The sequence below is a fragment of the Streptomyces sp. XM4193 genome (genome assembly GCF_023072595.1).
GTDB lineage: Bacteria > Actinomycetota > Actinomycetes > Streptomycetales > Streptomycetaceae > Streptomyces.
In genome coordinates, this window is sequence record NZ_JALLGK010000007.1 from 34,835 (window position 1) to 58,388 (window position 23,554).

9 protein-coding genes are annotated in these 23,554 nt (G+C 73.7%); 6 read left to right on the plus strand and 3 right to left on the minus strand.

Features of this window, described 5'->3' with window-relative positions; translation table 11 throughout:
- The first annotated feature begins 35 nt into the window (after positions 1-35).
- Positions 36-926 carry a TAXI family TRAP transporter solute-binding subunit gene (locus tag MTQ01_RS18625; RefSeq protein ID WP_247491769.1) on the plus strand — a complete coding sequence of 297 codons (891 nt, stop codon included), beginning with the start codon at positions 36-38 and terminating at the stop codon, positions 924-926.
- Between the two features lie 224 nt (positions 927-1,150).
- Positions 1,151-2,032, plus strand: a complete 882-nt coding sequence (locus tag MTQ01_RS18630; protein ID WP_247491770.1) for an NAD(P)-dependent oxidoreductase — start codon at positions 1,151-1,153, stop codon at positions 2,030-2,032.
- Between the two features lie 118 nt (positions 2,033-2,150).
- Here MTQ01_RS18630 and MTQ01_RS18635 read toward each other — a convergent pair whose 3' ends face one another.
- The 3 genes from MTQ01_RS18635 to MTQ01_RS18645 form a co-directional block, all read right to left on the minus strand.
- Positions 2,151-3,614: a HAMP domain-containing sensor histidine kinase gene (locus tag MTQ01_RS18635; RefSeq protein WP_247491771.1), complete on the minus strand. Its 1,464-nt coding sequence runs from the start codon at positions 3,612-3,614 to the stop codon at positions 2,151-2,153.
- A gap of 7 nt (positions 3,615-3,621) precedes the next feature.
- Positions 3,622-4,311 carry a response regulator transcription factor gene (locus MTQ01_RS18640; RefSeq protein ID WP_247491772.1) on the minus strand — a complete coding sequence of 230 codons (690 nt, stop codon included), beginning with the start codon at positions 4,309-4,311 and terminating at the stop codon, positions 3,622-3,624.
- A 224-nt stretch (positions 4,312-4,535) separates the two neighbouring features.
- A complete protein-coding gene (locus tag MTQ01_RS18645; protein ID WP_247491773.1) occupies positions 4,536-6,257 on the minus strand; it encodes an acyl-CoA dehydrogenase family protein in 1,722 nt (573 codons plus the stop codon).
- Between the two features lie 246 nt (positions 6,258-6,503).
- Between MTQ01_RS18645 and MTQ01_RS18650 the strand changes: the two genes are divergently transcribed.
- From MTQ01_RS18650 to MTQ01_RS18665, 4 genes are all read left to right on the plus strand, one after another.
- Complete coding sequence (locus MTQ01_RS18650; RefSeq protein WP_247491774.1) at positions 6,504-8,009, plus strand: hypothetical protein; 1,506 nt, start codon at positions 6,504-6,506, stop codon at positions 8,007-8,009.
- A gap of 250 nt (positions 8,010-8,259) precedes the next feature.
- A complete protein-coding gene (locus MTQ01_RS18655; RefSeq protein WP_247491775.1) occupies positions 8,260-9,456 on the plus strand; it encodes a chitinase in 1,197 nt (398 codons plus the stop codon).
- A gap of 263 nt (positions 9,457-9,719) precedes the next feature.
- Entirely contained in the window at positions 9,720-11,063 is a 1,344-nt protein-coding gene (locus MTQ01_RS18660) for an MFS transporter (protein ID WP_247491777.1), read from the plus strand.
- On the plus strand, positions 11,023-23,232 hold the full coding sequence (locus MTQ01_RS18665) for a non-ribosomal peptide synthetase/type I polyketide synthase (RefSeq protein WP_247491779.1): 12,210 nt from the start codon (positions 11,023-11,025) through the stop codon (positions 23,230-23,232). The genes MTQ01_RS18660 and MTQ01_RS18665 overlap by 41 nt, the downstream gene beginning before the upstream one ends.
- The last annotated feature ends 322 nt before the right edge of the window (positions 23,233-23,554 follow it).

Sequence of the window (23,554 nt, forward strand, 5' to 3'; positions counted from 1 at the left end):
TGGCCCGCTCGTCACGACCCACCAGACGCACGGTTGTGCTCGCCGCCCTGGGAGCGGCGCTGGCCGCCGCCTGTGACCGGCAGCCCGACCTGGACGTCTCCCGCCTCACGCTCGCCACCGGCCCGGCGGGCGCGACCTACCGCGAGTCCGGCGCCGCACTTGCCCGGGTCTGGAACAAGGCGCTGAACGGCCCCGTGGTGGAGACGCTGTTCACCGAGGCCGGTGTGGACAACAGCCGGATGCTGCGCGCCGGCGAGGTGGATCTGATCTTCTCCAACGTCGACATCCTGCGTCGGCACGAGGAAGTCGCGGCGCTGCTGCGGATCTTCGACTCGGTGGTGCATCTGGTGAGTCTGCGCGGCAGCGGCATCCGCTCGTTGACGGATCTGCGCGGCCGTCCGGTGGCGCTGGGGCTGCCCGGCTCGGGCACCCGCTTCACCGGCACCCGGCTGCTGGAGGCGGCGGGAGTGGAGGTCGCCTCGCGCGACCTCGGCCAGCAGGAGGCCGCCCAGGCGCTGGTGGACGGCGAGGTGGACGCGGTCATGTCGCTGACCGCGATGCCCACCCCGGCCATCAGCTGGCTGCTGGAGTACGCGCCGCCGATCCGCTTCATCGATCTGGCCGCCGAGACGCGGACGTTGCAGAAGGCGCACCCGGGCGAGTACCTGCCGGTGACGATCTCCAGCACCGTCTATCCCGGTGTGCGGACCACCAGCACGGTCGCGGTGCCGACGCTCATCGCGATGTCCCGGGACTTCCCCGCCGACGTGGCGCGGGTGCTCGCGCGGGCGACGGTCGAGGAGGCCGACACCCTGGCCCGTACGCGCCCGGAGGCGCACCAGATCAACCCGCGCACGGCGGCGGCGACCGCGCCGATCGCGCTGCACCCGGGGTCCGCCGACTGGTTCCGTTCGCAGAAGCCGTAGCGCGTGTTGCGGGAGTCGGGCCCCGGTGATGGTCACGGCCGCGGTTCCGGCGGCAGCAACTCGCTGTCCGCCGCGGAGCCGACGTGCGGTCCCTCCCCCGGTGCGCCCGACCGGTTCTGCGTACTCGTGCCGCACCCGTCCGACGTGCACGCTCACCCCGGGGTAACCACCCACTGTCAAGTGCGTACTTGATCATCACCGGTCCTGTGACCAGCCTGATCGGTATGGAAAAGAACTCTGCGGAGAAGAATCCCGTCACGCTGCTGGGCCTCGGGGCGATGGGCACCGCGATGGCTCGCACCTGGCTTGCCGCCGGAAACCCGCTCACCGTCTGGAACCGCACCCCGGCCCGTGCCGCGGCGCTCGCCGCCGACGGCGCAGGACTCGCGGACACCGCCGCCGAGGCGGTCGCGGCGAACACCCTGATCGTCGTCTGCCTGTTGGACGACACCTCGGTCGACGAGGTGCTGTCCGGTGTCGACCTGGCCGGCAAGGACCTGGTCAACCTGACCACGAGCACTCCGGCCCAGGCCAGCGCACGCGCGGAGTGGGCCCGGGATCGCGGTGCCCAGTACCTGGACGGCGGGATCATGGCCGTCCCTCCGATGGTCGGCGTCCCCGAAGCAGGCGGATACGTCTTCTACAGCGGCTCGCAGCAGCTGTTCGAGCGGCACCGGGAGACCCTGGCGGTCCCGGTGGGCACTGCCTACGTCGGTGAGGACGCGGGCTTCGCGGCCCTGCACGACGTGGCCCTGCTCAGCGCCATGTACGGGATGTTCGCCGGTGCCGCGCACGCTTTCGCCCTGATCCGCAGGGAGGCCATCGACCCCGCGGCGCTCGCCCCGCTGCTCGCCGACTGGCTCGTCGCGATGGCCCCGGCGGTTCACCAGACCGCCGAACAGCTGCGCAGCGGCGACTACACCAATGGCGTCGTCTCCAACCTCGCCATGCAGGTGGCCGGCACACCGACGTTCCTGAACACCGCCCAGCAGCAGGGAGTCAGTCCGGAACTGCTCACCCCCTACTTCGAGCTGATGCGACGCCGTCTGGCCGAGGGCGACGGCGAGGAGGATCTGACGGGCGTGATCGACCTGCTGGTGCGCTGACCGGCCGCCCGCCGCCGAAGCGCAAGTGCCGGTGCACAGCCGTCAACGGGGCGCTGTGCACCCGCCCTTGTCGCCCCACGCTCCGGTCGTGCTCGGCCGTGGCGCAGGTGAGGCGGCGCTACGGCGGCGGGGGTTGGGCGCCCGCTGGCTCGGAGACGAGCGGGAGACGCACGAGTACGCGCAGACCGGTCGGTGTGTTGGCCTCCAGGCGCACGGTGCCGCCGACGTCCTCCACGACGTCGTGGATGATCGCCAGGCCCAACCCGGTGCCGGGGGTGTTCTGGTGGTGCTGGGCGCGCCAGAACCTGCCGCGGGCGGCACGGCGTTCGCTCTCCGAGAGACCGCGGCCGTCGTCGGCGACGGTCACCGTGCCGCTGCCGTCGCCGAGGGTTCCGGTCCTGCCCGCCCGGCTCCTGGTCTCGCGTTCGCGTTCGCCGTGGTCCACGGACCAGGTGACGGTGACGGTGGTGGCGTCGGAGAGCCGGGCGGCGTTGTCGACGAGCTCGTTGAGCACCGCGACCAGCCCGCCCGGCGGTTGGCGCAGCACCAGCTCCAGATCGGGTTCGACGACGTGCAGGGCCAGTCCGGCGTCGGAGGTCGCCTGTTCCCAGTGCGGGCGGCCGGCCGCGAAGACCTGTCGGAGCGTCCACGCCTCGCTGTCGCGCACGCGCTCCTCGCTGGCCACCGCGGTGGCGGCGAGCATCGCCTCGAACATCTCGCCCATCTCGACGACTTCGGAGACCGCCTCCTCCCCCGCCTCGCGTGCCTCGCGCTCGTGCAGCCAGGGACGGAGGTTCTCCACCGAGAGTCGCAGGCTGGCCAGCGGGTTGCGCAGCTGGTGCGCCGCGTCGGCGACGAACGCGCGCTGCCGCTCCAGCGAGCGCTGGACGGTGTCGACCATCGCGTTGAACGAGGAGGCCAGACCGCGCAGTTCGGACGGTCCGTGCTCGACGGCGGCCCGTGCGTTCAGATCGCCGCCGCGCACGTCGGCGGCGATGCGTTCGAGGTCGCGCACGGGCCGCAGGATCCACCTGGTCAGCGGCCACAGTCCGGCCAGCAGCGCACCGACCGGGACCAGCAGCATCGCGGCACCGACCGTCCACTGCCGCACGGTCGTCTCCCGCAGCCCGTCGGTGGGGGCCTCGATGACGACGACGGCGGTCACCTGCGAGTCGCGGCCGACCGGTTCGACCACCCGCAGCGGTGCGCGGGTCCAGGGCCACACCACGTTGGTCTCCACCGCGCGGCTGCCCGCGAAGGCACGTTGGATCTTCTGGTCGATCCTCTCGTCGGCGGGCACCGGCCGGCCGGGGTCGTGGACGAGGCTGCCGTCCAGCCCGATCACCCACACCGGGGAGCCGTACAGCTCCTCGTAGGCGTCGAGTTCGGCGTCCAGCCGGGAGGAGTCGCCGGAGGTGATGGCGGCCTCGGCGAGCGTCGCGAAGCGCACCGCGTCACCGCTGCGGTCGATGAAAACCTGCTGGGTGGAGCGCTCACCGACCACCACGGCGTAGGACAGTCCGACCCCGGCCACCAGCAGGACCAGGACCGGCAGCAGGGCGACGACGATACGGCGGCGCACCGGGCGGCTACCTGTCCGGCTTCTCGACGGGCTCCAGCCGGTAGCCGATGCCGCGGACGGTGGAGATTCTGGCCGCGTCGCCGAGTTTGGCCCGCAGCGAGGTCATATGGGTGTCGAGCGAGCGGCTGCTTCCCTCGAAGGTGGAGTGCCACACCTGATCCAGGATGTGGTCGCGTTCGACGACCGAGCCGACGCTGCGGGCGAGCATCACGAAGACGTCGAACTCCTTGCGGGTCAGCCGCAGCAGTTCGCCGTGGAGGTGGACCTCGTGGCGGTCCCGGTCGATCACCAGGCCGCCGTGGTCGATCACCCCGTGCGTCTGCGGCACGCTGCGCACCACGCGCAGCCGGCGGGTGACGGCTTCGATGCGGGCGAGCAACTCGGCGACGCCGAACGGTTTGACCAAGTAGTCGTCGGCGCCGGCGCGCAGCCCGCGCACCCGGTCGGCCTCCTCGCCGCGGGCCGTCACCGCCAGTACGCCGGTGGACGCCTTCTCGCGCAGGGCGCGGATGACGTCGACGCCGTCGCCGTCGTCCAGTCCGAGGTCGACCAGTGCGACGTCGAACTCCGACCGGGCGATCGCCTCCACGGCGTCGCGTACGGTGCCGGCCCGTTCGATCTCGAAGCCCTCGGCCCGAAGCGTCCGGCTCAGCGCACGGGCGACCTTGTCGTCGTTCTCGACAATGAGGGCGCGCATGGGCCAAGACTAGAGCCTGCGACCAGGATCCCCGCCGGGCTCGCTGCGTGCCACCTCGGAGAACGTCATCGGCCGGGCCGGCCGCCGGCCCGCGGTCGGGCGGGTCGGCGGCCGGCCCGTGTGCTGCGGGACGCCCCGGGGTGTACGCGGTCCGTGTCGGTGGGGATGGGGACTCGGACGCAGAACAGCGGCGGGTCCGCGGGGTGTTCGGGGCCCGGGGAGGGTCAGGGGGCCATCTCGTAGGCGCCGGAGAGGTCCTCCACGCGCTGCCAGACCCGGTCGGTGCGGGCCTCGTCGACGACGGGACGGCGGAGCGCGGCGAGGGCCCACTGCTGCTGCTTCTGGGTGGCCGAGTCCTTGCCGTACAGCTCCACGCAGTGGGCGGAGAAGTCTCGTACGAGCACGGCGAAGAGCTCGTCGAGGACGTCGTTGTCGCAGTCGGTCAGCCGGGCCTGTTCCAGGATGAGCTGGGCGTGCACCACGAGCGCGAAGAGCTGGCCGACGGCGAGCAGCAGGTCCAGGTCGCGGCTCTGCTCCTTGTCGGGTGCGGCGGTGGTGACGAACTCGCAGAGCGCGTCGGCCTGTTCGCGGAAGCGGGCGACGTTGGGCAGCTCGCGGTAGCCCTGGAAGGCCGTGCGCCAGTCGTGGAAGCGCACCGAGCCGAGGCCGCGGGCCGGGCCCTGGCGGAAGAGGAAGGTGTCGTCCGCGGCGTCCAGCCGGGTCGCCACCTCGGGGTACTCGGCCGGGGCGAGGAGGTGGTTGGCCATGAACTTCAGGATCAGCGCGAGGTTGACGTGGACGGTGCCCTCCAGCTTGGGCAGGCCCCTGATCTCGGCGGACGCCTGCGCGAAGTAGGTGTCCTTCTCGAAGCCCTTGGCGGCGATGACGTCCCACATGAGGTCGATGACCTTCTCGCCCTCGGTGGTGACCTTCATCTTGGTCATCGGGTTGAACAGGAGGTAGCGGCGGTCCTCGGGGCCGGCGGTGCGGAAGTAGTCGACGGCGCGGTCGCTGAAGAGCTTCATCCCGACCAGGCGCACGTAGGCGTCGGTCAACTCCCTTCGTACGTGCGGGAAGGCGGTGACCGGGCGGCCGTAGAGCACACGGTTGTGGGCGTGGGTGACGGCCTCGTACATCGCGTGCTCGCAGATGCCGATGGAGGCGGTGCACAGGTTGAACTTGCCGACGTTGACCGTGTTCAGCGCGGCGTCGAACGCCTCGCGGCCGGTGTGCAGGACGTCGGCGGCGGTGACCGGATACTGCTCCAGTCGGAACTCGCTGACGTACTTGGAGGAGTCGACGACGTTCTTGACGAGGTGGTACGCGTCGTGGCGGCTGTCGGCGGCGAAGAAGACGTAGCCGTCGGGGCCCTCGATGTCGGTGCGGCGGCCGAAGACGGAGACGAGTCCGGCGGCGTTGCCGTTGCCGATGTAGTACTTGGAGCCGCTCGCCCGGAAGCCGCCGTTCCCGTCGGGCTCCAAAAGCATGTCGGTGGAGTAGATGTCGGCGCCGTGGTCCTTCTCGGAGAGACCGAAGGCGAACACCTCGCCCTGTTCGAGGAGTTCGGCGGCGCGGGCGCGGGCCTCGGCGTTCTCGCTCTGCCAGACCGGGCCCAGTCCCAGGATGGTGACCTGCCAGGCGTACCAGTAGTCGAGGCCGTAGAAGCCGAAGATCTCGTTGAGCGCGGCGATGCGGGCGGTGTCCCACCGCTTGTCCGGGGCGCCGTCGGCGGCGGCCTCGGGGGTGAGGAAGGTGGCGAAGAGGCCCTCCTCGGCGGAGAAGGCGAGGAAGTCCTCGAGCCAGGCGCGGGTGCGGTAGTCCTCGATGAGCCTGCGCTTGCCGCGGGACTCGAACCAGTCGACGGTGGCGCGCAGCAGCCTGCGGGTCTCCTGGTCGAAGTGCGCGGGGTCGTAGGTGCGCGGGTTGAACAGCAGGGAATCCGCCATGACTTCGCCTTCCGGGGTGGGGTTCGCGTCCACGGGTGGTTCCGCGCGGCGCCTGCGGCGGATGCGCGTCTCCGCCAGGAATCCTCTCTGCAACTTGTTGCACAAACAAGGCGGACCCGAGTGTTGAGACGAGCTTCACCCTTCCGGACCGGCCGTGCCGTGCGGATGGCGCCGCCCGACCCGCGGCCGCGCTCCGCCCGCCGCGGGCGGAGCCCCGTTGTCAGAGCTCACTGCTAGCTTCCGACCATGTCAGCCAGCAACGAGGCGGTACTCGCCGGCACCGCGCGCACCGTGTTCGCCCTCCTCACCGAGGGGCCGAGCGAGATCACCTCCGTGATCAGCGCGGACGGGGACGAGCGCGACCACCGCCGCGAGCTGCTCTGTCTGTTCGCCGCAGGGGTGCGGCCCGGCTCGTTCCGGGACGTATGGGTCGACTGGCCGATCGACCTGATCGACGGAGCGGCGGTCACACTCGCCGACTGGCTGGTCGCCCGGCACCGCGCCTGGCCGCAGCGCGATCCCGGGGCGCTCTTCGAGAGCGTCGGGGTGTGCTTCCCGACCGGCGGCACGCGGCAGGACGGCTCCAGGCGGATGCCGCGCGGCGAGTCCCGCACCGTGCTCCGGGGCCGGGAGTGGGCACGGGCGCTCGCCGAGGAGCCGCGCGAGGCACAGCTCGTGGCGGCGGGAGCCGCGCTCGGCCTGCTCGCACAGTCCCTGCTGCCGCACGAGGGCGACCTGCCCGTCCGGGACGACGGCGTCTGGAAATTCCCGGGCCGGGAGAGGGACGTAGGAGCGCGGCTGCGGGAGTTTCTGGCCCGAATGCTTTCCGACGAGCGGCAGATCGAGGAGGCGGTGGAGGTGGCGAGGCGCGCGTGGTCGACCGCCGTCGGCGTCGAGCAGCCGCCACCGGCTCGCCGCTCCACCCGCAGACCCGGGAACCGGGACGGCGTCGACCGGGCCGCTGCCGGAGCTGCGCTGCCGTGGGCACGGCATGTGCTGGAAACCGCCGAGGAGGCACGACGGTCGGGATCGGTGCGGCCGGCCGAGGTGTTCGGGCCCGTCGATGCCGCCTTCCCGGCCGAAGCGGGCACCGAGGCGGAGCCCGTCCGCCGCGCGGTGCTGGCCGGTCTGGTGGTGGCGGGGGTGCGGCCCCGGACGGTGAGAACCGGGGAGCAGGAGGTCCGGGCGCTGCAGGACCGCTTCGACCGGCTCGCGAGCGGGTCGCCGGACGCAGAGGAGGCGTTCGTGCCCTTCGAGGACGCCGGCGATCCGCTGGACGTGCGGCACGACCCGCACAGCGGTTCGTGCGAACCGCTGACCCGTTACGCCTGGCTCTGCTCGTGCGTGCTCCTGGACGCCGGCGGCAACCACCGCAGGAGGGACGGGGAGGCGGTCCCTCTGGCGCTGCTCGTCCCCGCGGCGGTGGCCCTGGTGGAGTCCCACCGCAGATCCGGCGACTGGTGGCGGCGGACCGCCTTCCGTCTCGACCGCTTCTACGACGCGTTGGACCGCGAGGCGACGGGGCGGGCGCAGCCGTCGGAGGAGATACGCACCACCGACCAGCTCGACGCCGTGCGCACCGCGGACCTGCTGGAGCACCGCGCGGACGCGGCCGGCCGCCCGTACCCGTCGGGCTGCCTGGCCGCCCGCGCCTCGCAGGCGGCGCAGGACAACTGGGGCACCCGGCTGTCCGACACCGCGCTGGCGACTGCGCTGCTGGTGCTCGACTCCCCCGCCCCCGGGGCGGTTTGAGACGCCGGGTGCCCGACCGCCGCTCACCGACCCGGGCGGTGTGCGCGACTGCGGACGCCTGGATGCCGCCCGCCGCCTGCCGCCTGCCGCCTGCCGCCTGCCGCCGGGAGGGGGCGCACCGGTGAAGGCGGGCGAACACGGAGCGTCCACGGGGGTGTTCGGGCGTCGAAGCGTGCGCGAAGCCTTGACAGTTTGATTGGTCTGGACCAAATTCACCGGTGACCGTCGCACCCGTGACCCGGAGGTAGCCGTGAGTCGATGGAGCAGTTTCCGCAGCGCGCCCGGAGTCGCCTTCCGGCCACGTCGACGGCTCGGCGCCGCACTGCTCGCGGCAGCGCTCGCGGGCGGTGGCCTGGCCGCCATGGGCCAGACCTCCCAGGCCGCCGAATCGGCACCCGCCGCCGCGGCGAAGACGGCGGGAAGCACGGCAGAGCTGCCCGAGCGCGCGCTCGCCGGCTATCTGCACTCCAGCTTCGCCAACGGCTCGGGCTACACCCGCATGGCAGACGTGCCCGACTCCTGGGACATCGTCAACCTCTCCTTCGGCGAGCCCACTTCACCGACCTCCGGCGACATCCGCTTCGAGCTGTGCCCGCAGACCGAGTGCCCGGAGGTGGAGAGCGAGGACGAGTTCAAGTCCGCCATCGAGGCCAAGCAGGCCGCCGGCAAGAAGGTGCTGATCTCGATCGGCGGCGCCAACGGCCAGGTGCGGCTGGAGACCGAGGCCGCGCGCGACGCCTTCGTCGACTCGGTCGGCTCGATCATCGACACCTACGGACTCGACGGCCTGGACATCGACTTCGAGGGCAACTCGCTCGCACTGGACGAGGGCGACACCGACTTCAAGAACCCCACCAGCCCGGTCATCGTCAACCTGATCTCCGCCGTGGAGACGCTGGCGGAGAAGTACGGCGACGACTTCGTGCTCACCATGGCGCCCGAGACCTTCTTCGTGCAGCTTGGCTACCAGTTCTACGGCTCCGGCGAATGGGGCGGCCAGGACGCGCGCGCCGGAGCGTACCTGCCGGTGATCCACGCGCTGCGCGACCGGCTCACGCTGCTGCACGTCCAGAACTACAACTCCGGCCCGATCATGGGGCTGGACGGCAAGCAGCACACCATGGGCACGGCCGAGTTCCCGATCGCCATGACCGACATGCTGCTCGCCGGCTTCCCGGTCGCGGGCAACGAGGACGCGATCTTCGAGCCGCTGCGGCCCGACCAGGTCGCCATCGGCCTGCCGGCCTCCACCAACGCCGGCAACGGCCACATCTCCCCCACCGAGGTCACCCGGACCCTGGACTGCCTCACCAAGGGCACCGACTGCGGCGGCTACGAGCCGCACGGCACCTGGCCGGACATGCGCGGCCTGATGTCCTGGTCGATCAACTGGGACGAGTTCAACGACCGGGAGTTCTCCCGGAACTTCGACGCCTACGGGGACTGATCCGGCCGCCCGGCGCACCGGGTTCCGAACGCCCCCCGTAGGCCGTTCCCGCCCATCCCGAACAGCTCGTTCCCACGACGGCTGCGCGGTCGCGTTCCACGCGATGTCTGCGCAGCCGTCGTACTTTTGCCGTAGTACGCGTACGATGCACCCGCAACTCCCCACTTTTCAGGACGAGTTCGCCGAGGCGGCTGCTGCCCCCGCGTGCGGACGGTGGTGAGCCCGCACGCACCGGACGAACCCCGACGGGGATGAGAGCAGCCATGGCGCACACGGACCGCCGCTTCGCCGCGGTCGTCGCCGCCTATTCCGTCTCCTCCTTCGGTACGTATCTCAACCTGATCGCACTCAGCCTCTTCTCCTACGAGGTCACCGGTACGGCGCTGGGCGTCGGGCTGATGATGGCGCTGCGGCTGTCGGCCGGGTTCGCCGCCGGAATGACCTCCGCGGCTCTGACCGCCCGTGTCGCGCGGGCACACGTGATGTACGGCGCGCATCTGGCGCAGTGTCTGACGCTGCTCGTCCTGGCGCTGTTCGCCGGGAACGCGGCGCCGGCGCTGCTCGCGGTGGCGGTCGTGGTGCTGGGGGCGTCGAGCACCTGGTTCTCGGTCTCGCTGCGCAGCTCGGTGCCCGCGATGGTCGGTGCCGAGCTGCGCGGCCGGGCCAACGGCCTGCTGGTGACGGCCCGTTCGATCGCCACGGTGCTCGGCTTCGCCTCGGCCGCCGTCATCATCGGCTTCGGCGGCTACGCACTGGCCTTCGCGGTGAACGCGGCGAGCTTCGCGCTGGCCGCGGCGGTGCTTCTGGCGGCGCGGCCGCGGACCGAGGAGGAGCCGGACGGGGCCGATCACGGCGCTGTCGAGAGCGGGCGGTCGGCGGCGGACGGACAGCCGGCGGCGGACGGGGAGCCGGACGCGGAGGGGCGGACCCGTGCCGGGCTGCGGCGGCTGGGCTCGACGCTGCCCGCGGTGCTGCTGGCCCTGGTCGCACTGCGCGGGCTCGACGCGCTGGCCTCCTCCTCGCACAACGTCGCGCTGCCGGTGGTGGCCCACTCCGAGGCCCCGGACAACCCCGCGCTGCACATGACCCGCTTCTGGGTCGCCTGGGCGGTCGGCACCGTGCTGGCGCATCTGGTGCTGCGCCGCCGCCGGGGCGAATCCGCCTGGGGTGTACGGGCGTTCGCGCTGGGCACCTGTGCGATGTCGGCGGCCTTCGTCGCCGCCTTCCTCGGCCTGCCCGCGATCGGGCTCGTCCTGGTGGCGACCGCCGCCGGCTTCGCGGACGGCTGGACCGAGATCGTCTACACCTCGCGGTTGCAGGCCGCGCCCGAGCCCGAGCGCACCAGGCTCTTCGGGCTCTCCGCCACCGCCGAGCAGTCCGGTTTCGCGCTCGGCACGGTGGCCGCCGCCGGGGCGCTCGAAGCGCTGCCGGCGCTCGCCGTCGTCGGCCTCTTCCACGGCACCGCCGCCTGCGGCGCCCTCCTGCTGTTGCTGTACGCCGTCCGACGGCACACCCCCGAACGACCGTCCCCCGAGGCGGACCGCGGATCAGACGAGAGAGGCGCGCATGGAGCACGTGCGAGGGCAGGACCTGTGTCGGGGCCCTGAACCGGAGCGGGACGAGCGGGACCCGGTGGACGCGGTCGACGCGCTGCTGCGTGCCGCGGGAGCCCGGGGGCCCGCGGGAGGCGGCGGCGTCGGGGGCGTCGCCACCGTGGAGAGCGACGGCACCGGCAGCAGCCGTGGCTACGGCCGACTCCTGGAGGACGCACGGCAGTTGCTCGGCGGACTCCGGGCGCACGGGGTCCGCCCCGGCGATCCGGTGGTCCTGTGCGGACTGCCGCTGGAGGACTTCTTCACCGCGTTCTGGGCCTGTGTGCTCGGCGGCGCGCGGCCCGCGGCCATCGCCGAGAGCCCACTGCCCGGTACGCCCGCCCGCAGTCGGCTGCTGCACACCGTGCGGCTGCTGGGCTCCCCGCTCGTGCTGACCGACGCGGCCGGTGCGGCGGCGTCCGCGGACGGCGAGGGCCCGGACCGGCTGCGCACGCTGGAGCTGCGTCAGTGCCTCGGGACCGCGCCCGCAACGGAGTTCCACACGCCGCGCCCCGAGGACACCGCGCTGCTGATGCTCTCCTCGGGCAGCACCGGCGAGCCCAAGGCGGTACGTCTGACCCACGGCGGGCTCGCCGATTTCGCGGCCGGGACCCGCCGCATCCTGGACGTACAGCCGGGCGACACCCTGGTCAACTGGCTGCCGCTGGACCACAGCGGGGCCTTTCTCATCTACCACCTGCTGCCCGTCTTCACCGGCAGCACCGGGGTGCACACGGCCACCGACGCGGTGCTGGCGAACCCGCTGCGCTGGCTCGACCTGCTGCACGAACACCGGGCGCAGCACGGCTGGGCGCCGACCTTCGCCTACCGGCTGGTCGCCGAGGCGCTCGCCGAGCGCGAGTCGGACACCGGCTGGGACCTGGGCGGCCTCAAGTCCCTGGTCTGCGGCGGCGAACGGGTGGCACTGCCGGTGCTGCGCGACTTCCTCGCGGCGACCGCCCCGTACGGCGTGCGCGAGGAGCATCTCGCCCCGGTGTGGGGAATGGCCGAGACGGTCACCGCGATCACCTGGGGCAGGCTGGACCGCCCGGGGACGGTGCACCGGCTGCGGCGGGACAGCCTCGCCGGCCGGCTGGTCCGGGCGGACGCGAGCACGCCGGAGGAGGAGTGCGCCACCTTCGTCGCCTCCGGTTCACCGGCCCACGGCACCACTCTGCGCATCGTCGGCGAGGACGGCGCCCCCGCCGGCGCCGGGCACATCGGCCGCCTCCAACTGCGCGCTCCCGCACGGCTGACCCCCGGGTACGTCAACAACCCCGCCGCCGACGCCGAGGCCTACCCGGAGGGCCGCGAGTGGCTGGACACCGGGGATCTCGCCTTCCTCGACCAGGACCAGGTGGTCGTCACCGGCAGGCGCAAGGACATTCTGGTGCTCAACGGCCACAACGTCTCCTGCCACGAGGTGGAGGACGCCGCGGCGCGGGTCCCGGGCGTACGGCTGGGCGAGGTCGCCGCCTGCGGCGTGCCGCATCCGACCAGCGGCACCGAGGAGTTGGTGCTGCTCTTCGTCAGCCGGGGCGCGGCGGAGGACGAACGGATCGCCGGCGAACTGCGCGCGACGCTCTTCGGCCGGTTACGACTGACCGTCGGCCGGACCGTGCCGGTGGCCGAGTCCGACTTCCCGCGCACCCCCGCGGGGAAGGTCAGACGCCAGGAGCTGAGGTCCCGGCTGCTGACGAAGCAGCCGCCCCCGGCGGATCGGGACGGCGGTGCGCCGCAGGCCCGGTCGGAGACCGCGACCGCGCCCCGCTCCGGCGCCCCGGCGGATCGGGACGCCGACTCGCGGCACAAGCCCGCGGACGTACCGCCGCGGGCGGACGGCGTGGCGCGGGTCGTGCGCGAGGAGCTGGCCCGGCTGGTCGGACGGCCGGTCGAGGCGGGAGTCGCCTTCTACGAACTGGGGCTCACCTCGGTGCTGTTGGCCCGGCTGCGCGGACGGCTGGAGGAGCGGCTGGGCGTCGGTGTTCCGTCGACGGCTGCGTTCGCGCACCCCACCGCCGAGGCGCTCGCCGCCCGTCTGACGGCGCTCGGCGCCCGCGCCGCCGAACCCCGCACCGCCGAACCCCGCGCCACGACGGCACCGGCACCGGCCCCGGCCGGCGACAAGGCCCCGCCCGGGAGAGGCGGTGCGGCGGTGGGCGGCGCGGCGGGTCGGCAGGACGCGGGCGACGCGGGCGGCGACGACCGTCGGCTGGCGGTCATCGGCATGGCGTTGCGTTTCCCCGGCGCCCGGACTCCCGAGCAGTTCTGGGACAACCTGCGCGAGGGGGTCGTGAGCCTGCGCCGCTTCGACGAGGACGAACTCGCCGCCGCCGGCCTGACCGCCGAGCAGCGACAGTCGCCCGAATTCGTACCGGTGGCAGGGGTGTTGGACGAGGCCGAGGCGTTCGACGCGGAGCACTTCGGGATCGCCCCCAAGGAGGCGCGGCTGACCCATCCCGCGCACCGGCTCTTCCTGGAGGTGTGCCACCGGGCGCTGGAGGACGGCGGGTACGCCGGCGAGGGCGGCCGGGAGCGGATCGCGGTCTTCGCCGGTTCCGGGATGAACCTCTACGACCACCAGGCTCCGGGCCCCTCGCCGCACTCGGCGGGTCGGCCGAGCGACCCCGCCACCGAGATGCAGACCGCGATCGGCCGCGAATCGGACTTCCTGGCCTCCCGGGTGGCCCACCGGCTGGGCCTCAAGGGGCCCGCGGTGGGTGTGCGCACGGCGTGCTCCAGTTCGCTGGTGGCCGTGCATCTGGCGGGCCAGGCAGTGCTGTCCGGCGACGCCGATCTGGCGCTTGCGGGCGCCGCGGCCGTACATCTGCCGCAGGAGAGCGGCTACCGCACCGGTCCCGGTTCGGTCCTCTCCCCCACCGGCAGGTGCCGGACCTTCGACGCCGAGGCCGACGGCACGGTCGGCGGCAACGGGGTCGCCGTCGTGCTCCTCAAGCGCCTCGACCGGGCGCTCGCCGACTCGGACACCGTGCACGCCGTCGTGCTGGGATCGGCGATCAACAACGACGGACGGGAGAAGGTGGGCTTCACCGCACCGGGCGTGCCCGGCCAGGTCGAGGTGGTGCGTCAGGCGCTCGCTCGCGCGCGGGTGCCGGCCGATTCCCTGTCGTACGTGGAGGCGCACGGCACCGGTACACCGGTGGGCGATCCGGTGGAACTGGAGGCGCTGTCCGAGGCGCTGGGCGAGCAGACCGACCGCACCGGTTTCTGCGCGGTCGGCTCGGTCAAGCCGAACATCGGCCATCTCGACAGCTGCGCCGGTATGGCCGGGCTGATCAAGACGATCCTGAGCCTGCGCCACCGCACCCTGGTGCCGACCCCGGGGCTCACTCGGCCGCACCCCGAACTGCGTTTGGAGAAGGGCCCGTTGACGCTGGTGCGCGAGCTGCGCGCCTGGACGGTCGAGGACGGTGTGCCCCGCCGGGCCGGCGTCAGCGCACTGGGGGTGGGCGGTACGAACGCCCATGTGGTGCTGGAGGAGGCGCCGGAGCGCCGGCCCGGGGCGCCCGACGGGCGGCCATGGCTGATTCCCCTCTCCGCACGTTCGCCCGAGGCGCTGGTGCAGCTCGCGGGCGCGCTCCGCGACCGGCTGCGGCAGCGGCCCGCACCGCATCCGGCGGATGTCGCCACCACGCTGGCCCTGGGACGGCCGCACCATCCGGTGCGGGACGCCGTCGTCGGCAGCACCGCGGACGAGATCGCCGACGCGCTGGAGGCCGTCGTCCGGCGGGCCGGGAGCGGGGACCGGCGTCCCGGCGGGGGCGGGTCCCGGGAGACGGGCCCGTCTGCTCCGGTGTGGGCGTTCGCCGGTCAGGGCAGCCCGCGGCGCGGGATGTCGGCGGGGCTGTACGCCGCCTTTCCGGCCGCGCGGCGGACGCTTGAGCAGTGTGCGGATCTCTTCCGCCGGGAGTTCGGCGGTGAACTGCTGCCGCTGCTGCTCACCCCCGATCGGCCGGCGCACGGAACCGGCGACCGAGAGGGGCGGGAGGCCGGCGCGGTGGGCGACCCCTGGCCGACGGACACCGCGCAGGCGGCGCTCTTCAGCCACCAGGCCGCACTGGTCGAGGTGTGGCGGGGCGCGGGCGTGCAGCCGGCGCTGCTGCTGGGTCACAGCGTCGGCGAGTACGCGGCGCTGTACGCGGCGGGCGCGCTCACGCTGGCGGACGGGGTGCGGCTGACGGGCTGGCGCGGCGGGCTGATGGAGAGCCTCGGTGCGCGAGGAGCCATGCTCGCCGTCCGCACCGACCGGGAACGGGCGCAGCGGTTGGCGACCGTCTGCGGCGCCGAGGTGGCCGCGGTCAACGGACCGGCCTCGGTGGTGCTTTCCGGGGACCCGGCCGCGATCGACTCGGCCCGAGAGCTGTGTGCGCAGCAGTCGCTGGAGTGCCGAACGCTGCCGGTCGACCGGGCCTTCCACTCGGCCGCGGTGGAGGCTGCGTTGGCCGAGTTCGCGGTACGGGCACGGCGGGTGCGCATCGGCCCGCTGCGGGTTCCGCTGGTGAGCTGCGTCGACGGGGCCGTGCTGGAGGTCGGCGCTCGGGTGGACGCGGAGCACCTGTGCCGCCAGGCCAGGCAGCCGGTCCGGTTCGACCTGGCGATGGCTGCCGCCTCCCGGCGCGGCGGCCGGGACTTCGTCGAGATGGGCGCCGATCGGACGCTCACCGGCCTCGGCCGGCACTGTCTGCCCGGCAGCCGCTGGGTCCTGGCACAGGGGGCCGGCGAGGCGCACGAGCAGGTGAACGGGCTGCTCAGCGGCCTCGGTTCGCTCTACCGCTCGGGCGCCGAGCTGCACTGGGGGGCGCTGTGCACGACGGGCGGCCGGGTGCCGCTGCCCGGCCACCCGATGCGTGCCCGGCATCTGCCGTACGGCGCCGCGCCGGACGATCCCGCGGTCGGCGAAGAGCGCGCCGGATCGGCCAACCGCGCGCCCGTCGACCGCGGGACGGAGGACCGCGCGGACGCCGCCGAAGCGGGGCCCGTGGACGGCGGCCGCGTCAGTGCCGCGCAACAAGCGCAGAACTACACCGAGGAGCCGGACGTGGACGCCGAACTGCTCATCTCCATACGGCGGTTGACAGCAGACAAGCTCGGCCGCGAGTTGGCCGAGGTCGGCCCGGACAGCTCGTTCTTCGAGCTGGGCGCGGACTCGCTGTCGCTGATGGGGATGACCGCGCGGCTGCGCGAACTCCACGGAGTGCGCGTACCGGTGCGTGAACTCTTCGAGACGGTCGACACCCCGCGGCGGCTGGCCGAGCGCGTACGCCCGCAGGCGTCCGCCGAGCCAACACCGGTCGGGGCGGCCAACGTCGCGCCCGGCGACACCGCGGCCCGGGACGGCGAGGCCGCGGATACGCGGGCGGCTGCGAATACGGATGCGGCTGCGGGGCCTACGTCGCTGCCGCCCGTACCGGCGCGCCGTGAGTCGACGCCGGACGCGGCGTCCGTGGTGACGCGGCACGTGCCGCAGCAGACGCAGTCGGAGCGGCGGGAGCCGTCCGGGGCGGAGGCGGCAGCACAGGCACCGGGGGCTCCCGGCCCGGTCGGCGGCGCTGCGGAATCCGCGGAGGCCACCGCGGCCGATCAGTCGCCGACGCATGCGCTGCTGGGGCGTCAGCTGGAGGTGGCCGAGCAACTCGTGCGCCAGGTGGGCGGGTTGCTCACCGGCCAGCTGGAGGTGCTGCGCGCCGCGCCCGGACCGGCCGGTGCGCCAACGGCTCCGGCCGCCGAGCGGACGTCCGGCGCCACGGACGGCTCACGCGCCGTAGCCGCGCCGCCCCTCCGCGGGGCGGGCGGTGCCGAAGCGCGGCAGGAGGCTCCGCCGGAAACGGACGCCGCGCCTTCCACCGCCCACGCGCCCACCGCCCCCGCGCCCACCGCCTCAGGGCCCGCGACCTCCGCGCCCGCCGTCGCCGGGCCCACCGCGCCCGCGCCCGCCGTCGTCGCCGCGGCCGGCCCTCGGGGTGGCGCTCAGCAGGACGGCGGTGCCGTGGCGCCGCCGAAGCCCCCGCCACCGCCGGCCCCCGCCCCGCAGCCCGGCGCCCGGTCGACCCTCGGTACCGGGGCGCGCTGCGACTTCAGTCTGTACTTCTTCGGCGACTACCCCCAGGACACCTCCGACCGGGCGCCGCAGGAGGACCCGGACCGCTACGGACTGATCCTGGACGCCGCCGAGTTCGCCGACCGGCACGGCTTCCACGCGCTGTGGTTCCCCGAACGCCACTTCAACTCCTTCGGTTCGCTCTTCCCCAACCCTTCGGTGCTGGCCGCCGCACTGGCCACCCGAACCCGCCGGATCCGACTCCAGGCCGGTTCGGTCGTACTGCCGCTGCACCACCCGATCCGGGTCGCCGAGGAGTGGTCGGTGGTGGACAACCTCTCCGGCGGACGGGCCGGACTGTGCATTGCCGGCGGCTGGCACGCGACGGACTTCGCGCTCGCCCCGCAGCACTACGGCCGCCACCGCGAGGTGTTGTACGAGCAGCTGGCGGACGTACGGACGCTGTGGTCCGGGCGCCCGCTGGCGACCGCGGCGGGCGACGGCAGCCCGGTCGAGGTGACGCTGCACCCGCGTCCGGTGCAGCGTGAACTGCCCATGTACGTCGCCGTGGTGAGCAATCCCGACAGCTACCGCAGGGCCGCCGCCGAGGGGCTGGGTGTGGTCACCAATCTGATGACGCAGACCGTGGAGCAGCTGGCGCAGAACATCGCGCTCTACCGTCGCACCCGCGCCGAGCACGGGCTGGATCCGGCACAGGGCCGGGTCGTGGTGCTGGTGCACACCTACCTCGGCGAGGACGGCGAGCAGGCTCGCGCCCAGGCGTACCGGCCGTTCGTCTCCTATCTGCGCTCCTCGCTCTCCCTCTTCGACCAGGTGACCAACAGCCTGGGTTTCGATGTGGACCTGGAGGGCGCCTCGGAGGAGGACGTGGACTTCCTCCTCTCCCGCGCCTACGACCGCTACTGCTCCTCGCGGGCGCTGATCGGTGACGAGCGGGAGGCCGCCGAGGTCGTCGAGGGCCTGGTGGCGGCGGGGGCGGACGAGATCGCCTGCTTCGTCGACTTCGGTGTCCCCCGCGAACAGGTCGTGGCCGCGCTGCCGGTCCTGGACCGGCTCCGCCGCGCACAGGTCCGGCCGTCCGGGCCGAGCGCCCCGCAACCGCCGGTTCCCGACTCCCCGCGGGCCGACTACACGCGTCCCCACGCCCGCGTGCCCGAGGTGCGACCGCTTCCGGCCGGGCCCGACGGAGCGCCGCCGCAGCCGGCCGGCGACCGGGACCCGAGCACCGACCACCGGCCGTCCCCCGACGTCACGGCGACGGGTCGAGGCACGGCGGAACCAGGCGTCACGGCGAAGCCCGGCAGGCAGACGACCGGGTTTCCGCTGACGCCCGCGCAGCGGCGCATCTGGTTCCTGGAGCAGCTGCATCCCGGCAGCAGCATGTACCACGAGCCCAAAGCCGTACTGCTCGAAGGCGCCCTGGACACCGGGGCGTTGCGGGAGTCGCTGCGGATGGTCGTGGCCCGCCACTCGGCACTGCGCACCGTCTTCGGCGACCGGGAGGGCGTGCCCTTCCGTGAGGTGCGGACGGACATGGCGGCGCACTGCCCGGTCGAGGACCACGACGGCGCCACGGTGGAGGAGGCGCTGCGCGCGGTGCTCGACACCGCGGGGCGGCAGACGTTCGACCTCGCCGAGGGTCCGCTCTTCCTCGCCCGCCTGCTGCGGCTCTCCGACGAGCGCCATCTGCTCTTCCTCCTCGCCCACCACATCGTCTTCGACTCCTCCTCCACCGCTGTGCTGGTCGGCGAACTCGCCGCGCACTACCGCGTGCTGACCGCACCGGGTTCGCAACAACCCGTCGACCTCGGGGAGTTGGCCGCGCCCGAGGCCGTCGCACCGGACGAGCGGGAGGTCGCGGCCTCGCTGGAGTTCTGGCGCGACCGGCTGGCGGGCGCCCCCGAGCTGGAGCTGCCGACCGATCGCCCGCGGCCGGCGGTGCGCACCGGTCGGGGCGCGAGCCTGACCCACGAGCTGGACGGACCGCTCGTCGCCGACGTCTGCGCGCTGGCCGCCGAGCGACGGGCGACGCCGTTCATGGCGCTGACCGCCGCGATCGGCGCGGTGTTGGCCCGCTTCTCGGGGCAGCGGGACCTCGTCGTCGGCACCGCCGTCTCGGCGCGCTCCGCCGGGCAGGAAGAGCTGATCGGTCTCTTTCTGGACACCGTGCCGCTGCGGCTGGACTTCACCGGTGATCCGGACTTCCCCGCACTGCTGCTGCGGGTGCGGGAGGCGGGCGCCGATGCGTACGAGCACCGGGAGGTGCCCTTCGAGGAGCTGGTGGAACGGCTCAACCCGCGCCGCGACCCGGGCCGGAACCCGCTCTTCCAGGTGATGGTGGAGTACGAGCGCGAGTCCGCGGTCGACTTCGACCCGCCCGCGGTCCGCGCCGCGCTGATCGACGTGCCCAGCGACCGCGCCCCGTTCGACCTCAGCTTCTACCTGACGCACCACGCGGACGGGGTGCGGATGATGGTGGAGTACGACACGGCGCTCTTCGACGCCGTGACCGTGCGGCGGCTGGTGGCGTATACGGAGCTGGTGCTGCGGCGGGCGGTGGAGTCCCCGGCAGCCTCCTTCGGGGAGCTGACCGCCGTCTCGGACGCCGACCGCACCCTGCTGGACGGGCTCGGGCGCACCGCGGGGACGGCGACGTACGAGGACGCCACCCTGCACGCGCTGGTGTTGCGGCAGGCCGTCCTGACACCGGGTGCGGTGGCCGTCGAGCACGGCGAACAGCGGCTGTCCTACGGCGAGTTGGCGCTGCGCATCGACTCGCTGGCGCGTCTGCTGCGGGCTCGCGGGGCGGGACGCGGCAGCCGCGTCGCGGTGCTGCTGCCGCGTGGCGCGGGCCTGATCGTCGCGCTGCCCGCGGTGCTCGCGTCCGGCGCCGCGTACGTGCCGCTTGACCCCGGAGCGCCGACGCCGCGGCTGGCGGACCAGCTTCTGGACTCCGCGCCCGTACTGCTGCTGGCCACCGAGGAGTTGCTGGGTGCCCACCCGGGCCTCGGGGACGGCGTGCCGGTCCAGCACCTCGACACGGACGGTCGCTTCGGCCCCGTCGAGCCGGCGTCCCGCGGGGAGTCGGACGACGGCGGGGCAGTCCCCGAGGAGCGGGCTCAGGAGCCGGCCGGAGGCGAGGTGCGGCCGGAGGACACCGCGTATCTGCTCTACACCTCGGGCTCGACCGGGCGGCCCAAGGCGGTGGTGGTGCCGCACCGGGGGCCGGTCAATCTGGTGCGCGCGCAGCTGGCGGCCCACCCGCCGCTGCGCACCCTCCAGTGGACCTCCGCCGTCTTCGACGTGAGCGTGCAGGAGATCTTCACGACGCTCGCCTCCGGCGCGGCGCTGGTGCTGGTCGACGACCGCGACCGCCACGATCCGGCCGCGCTGGCCGAGGTGGTGCGGCGGCACGGCGTGAACCGGATGTTCATGCCGTACACCCCGCTCAAGCACCTGGTCGACAGCGGTGTGGAGCTGCCCTCGCTGCGGGAGCTGATCTCCGCGGGCGAGGCGCTCGAAGTGGGCGCCGCCCTGAAGGAGTTCCTGGCCGCCCACCCCGGCCTGACGCTGTACAACCAGTACGGGCCCACCGAGGCCTCGATCATCGTCACCTCCCAGCAGGTGGACCCCAGGGGTCCGAGGTGGGCGCCGATCGGACGGCCCGTCCCGGGCGCGGTGGTCGAACTGCTCGACGACGCGGGGCGACCGGTGCCGGTGGGGGTGACCGGCGAGATCCATCTCGGCGGTGTTCCGGTGGCCCACGGGTACCACGCGCGCCCGCAGGAGACCGAGGCGGCGTTCACTGCCGGGTCGGCCGGCGCTCGGTACCGCACCGGCGATCTGGGCCGGTGGAACTCCGACGGCACTCTGCAGTTCCTCGGCCGGATCGACGACCGGGTCAAGATCCGCGGCCACCGGGTCGAACCGGGCGAGGTGCAGGCGGCACTGGCCGCGCTCGCCGGGGTCCGCGACGCGGTGGTGCTTCCCCGCCGCGACCGGCACGGGCAGTGGGAGCTGGTCGCCCACGTGGTCGGGGCCGATGCGGACATCCGGGTCGAGACGCTGCGCGAGGCGCTGGCCGAGGCGCTGCCCGACCACCTCGTACCCCGCGGCTGGGTGGTGCTCGACCGGCTGCCGGTGAACGCCGCGGGCAAGCTCGACCGTGCGCGGCTGCCCGAGCCCGGGCGCAGCGGCGACGCGGGCGGCGAGGACGGCGACACACCGGCGTCCACCGACTGGGAGAGGGCGTTGCACGCGGTCTGGTGCGAGGAGTTGGAGCTCGGCCGGATCGGCGTGACCCGCTCGTTCTTCTCGGTGGGCGGCCATTCGCTGAGCGCCGTGCGGTTGGTGAACCGGATCTCCGCACTGTGGAAGCCGGGCCTGTCCATGGCCGACTTCTTCCGCGCACCGACCATCCGCGCGCTGGCGCGGATGCTGGAACAGCGGGCGGCGGCGCCGGAGTTCGGCGCGGCCCCCGGGCCGTACGAACCCGCCCGGACACCGGACACCGCACCGGAGCCCGAAGCCCCGGCGGCACCGTGGCCCGCGGCACGAACGGCGCCCGCGGCCCCGGCGGACTCCGCCGAGGCGGCGAACGCTGCGGAGGGGGCCGCGCCGCAGCGGGGCGACGCGGGGACCGACGGAACGGCGGAGGTGGTGGACTCGGCGCCGATGCCGGCCACGATGCGCAGGCTCTGGCTGCGCCACCACCAACGGGAGGACGCCAGCGTCTACAACATCGCCCAGCGGATCGATCTGGAGGGCGCGCTCGATCCGGAGGATCTGCGGCAGGCCCTCGCCGGGCTCGTCGCACGTCACGGCGCGCTCCGCAGCCGGGCCGTACGGCGGGCGGGACGGCTTGTGGTGGAGGAGCTCGCGCAGGTGCCGGTGGAGCTGCCGGTCACCGAACTGCCGGACCGGCAGCGCCCGTCGGACGGACCGCACCGGGCGGAGGCGCCCGGCGACCCGTCTGCGCGGTCTGCGCGGTCTGCCGACAGCGGCCCGCGCGAGTCGGCCGACGCACCGTCGGACGCCGTGGAGCGCTGGTGCCGCGAACAGGTGGCGCAGGTGATCGCGATGGACCGGGCGCCGCTCTTCCGCTTCCGGCTGGCCCGCCGCGGACCGAGAAGCTGGACCCTGCTGACCGTCTGGCACCACGCAGTCTGCGACGGGTGGTCCTTCGGTGTGCTCTGGCGGGACCTGGGCGAGCTCTACCGGGCCCGTGTGCGGGGCGAGGCGCCCCGGTTCGCCGTTCCCGCGGGCCGGTTCACCGAGCTCGCGCGGGCGGAGAGCGAACGGGACGCGGATCGCGGGACGGAGCTGGAGGAGTTCTGGCGTGCCGAGCTGAAGGGGACGTCGACCGTGCTCGCACTCCCCCACGACCGGCCGAGGCCCCCGGTGCTCTCCGGCCGTGGAGCGCTGTGTGTCGGGGAGCTGGAGGGGGACTTCGGCGCGCGGCTCGCGCAGACCGCACGCTCGCTCGGTGCCACGCCGTACTCGGTGCTGGCCGGCGCCTTCGCGGTGTGGGCGGCACGCCGTCGCACTGAGGCGACCGGCCGCGCCTTCGACGAGGACCTGGTCCTCACCGTCTCCAACGCCAACCGGCTGGGCCGGGGCCGCGAGCAGGTCGTGGGCCTGGTCGGCGACGCGGTGCCGCTGCGGGCCGGGCTCGGCACGCTCGACGACTTCCCGGGCCTGGTGCGGCAGTTGGGCGGAACGCTCTTCTCGGTGCTGGACCACCAGGACCTCCCGCTCGGGGAGATCGTCGACCTTCTGGAGCCGGGGCTGCCCGCCGCGCTGGTGCCCAACGTGCTCTTCACCGTGGTCACCGCGGAGCCGCAGAGCATCGAGCTGGCAGGGCTCTCCAGCACGGTGCGCACGCTGCCGACCTCGGGTGTCGCGCGCACCGAGCTCTACGTCGTCCTGGCCCCGCACGAACAGGGGCTCACGGTGACGTTCGAGTACTCCACCGACCTCTTCTCGGCGGCGACCGTCGAGTCCTGGTCCGCGGAGCTGCTCGCGCTGCTGCGCCGGATCGTCCACGACCCGGAGCTGCCGCTGTCCGAACTGCTGCGCCCGGCCACGGAGTTCGACCACCGGTAGCGCCCGTTCCGCCCGTCGGCCCGGCGTCAGGGGATCGCCCCCTGGCCGAGCCGACGGGTTCGGGCTCCCACCACGGCGGCAGGGGGCGGGGGCTGCGGTCGCTCGCCCACGGGCACGGGCCCGCCGCCCTCTGCCGGCACCGCCGCCGCCTCCGCCTCCAGTACCGCCTCCGCCGGGCATCGGACCGCGGCCGGGCGGGAGTTGACGACAGCGCCGGCTCGGGCTGAAAGTTTCTGCCACCGGGCGGCACAACACCAGGTCAGCACTTGCTCAACTGGTGTAGACCACCGGGGGTGCGCCCGTGGTCTTTACGGGTGGTACT